This is a genomic window from Calidithermus roseus, from assembly GCF_003574095.1.
Classification (GTDB): domain Bacteria; phylum Deinococcota; class Deinococci; order Deinococcales; family Thermaceae; genus Calidithermus; species Calidithermus roseus.
The window spans coordinates 1-841 of record NZ_QWLA01000176.1 but is presented as its reverse complement, the minus strand read 5'-3'; the positions used below and the strand labels follow the sequence as shown (position 1 = coordinate 841).

The 841-nt window shown below is 69.4% G+C and carries 1 pseudogene; it reads right to left on the bottom strand.

Going from position 1 to position 841, the window contains the following annotated elements:
* Positions 1 to 410: 410 nt before the first annotated feature.
* Positions 411 to 841 (bottom strand): annotated as a pseudogene (locus Mrose_RS19140) (hypothetical protein); the annotation flags it as partial.

Sequence of the window (841 nt, the reverse complement as noted above, 5' to 3'; positions counted from 1 at the left end):
GGATGGCCGGGTGGCGCAGGGCCAGGGCTTCGGGGGGCAGGACCTCGGCCAGCCGGAAGGCCAGGGGGAAGTCCACGCCGGGGGGTGGGGCGTTCTTGGGCCAGGGGTTGAGCTTGAGCTTCTCCTGCATGGGTTCTCCTTTCTGCGGCAGGGGGGTGATGTCCGAAAACAGGATACCCGGCCCGCCGGGGTGGAACCGGGGGCCTCAGAGTTCGAGCTCCCGGCTCCCGCCGCTCTTCGTGGGGGCCTCGGGGGCCAGGTGGGTCTCTTTGTTGACACTCCCACGCCCCGCCACGGCGTGGGGTGGTTTACGGTTTCAGCCCGGTATCGCTGCAGGGTTCTTGCGCATCTGGTTCAGTCCCGCTCTTCTGATGTATTGAGCGCGTTCTATAGCAGCCCAGATCTCTTCGTTATGTTTCCTTCGGACGTCCCCAGACCACGGGGCGGGGGTCGCTGAAGTGCAGCGCCAGCGGCAGCGGGCCGCCCAGGTCGAAGACCCCCACCGCCTGCGGGGGGTCGGCTTCCTTGGCCCAGGCCTCGAGGTGGTGGAGGGCTATTTCGGCGGCCATCTCCTCGGGAGTGCATATCCGCACTCCGGTGGCAATGATCTCTGGAGTGGGTTCCCCGAGGCGGATATAGCGCAGCAGGGCCCGCTCGAGATCGGCGCGCAGGGCCTCGGGGTCGCCCCGGTTGACCACCACCGTCACCTCGACCCCGGCCGAGAGCAGCTCGGCCACCTTCGGCGCCTCGCGGGCCAGGGCGGCCCCCATGATCTGCACCACCTCCCGCTCGGAGAGGGGGGGCGGCTCGGGGAGGAAGTCCGCCGCCAGCGGCTTGGGGG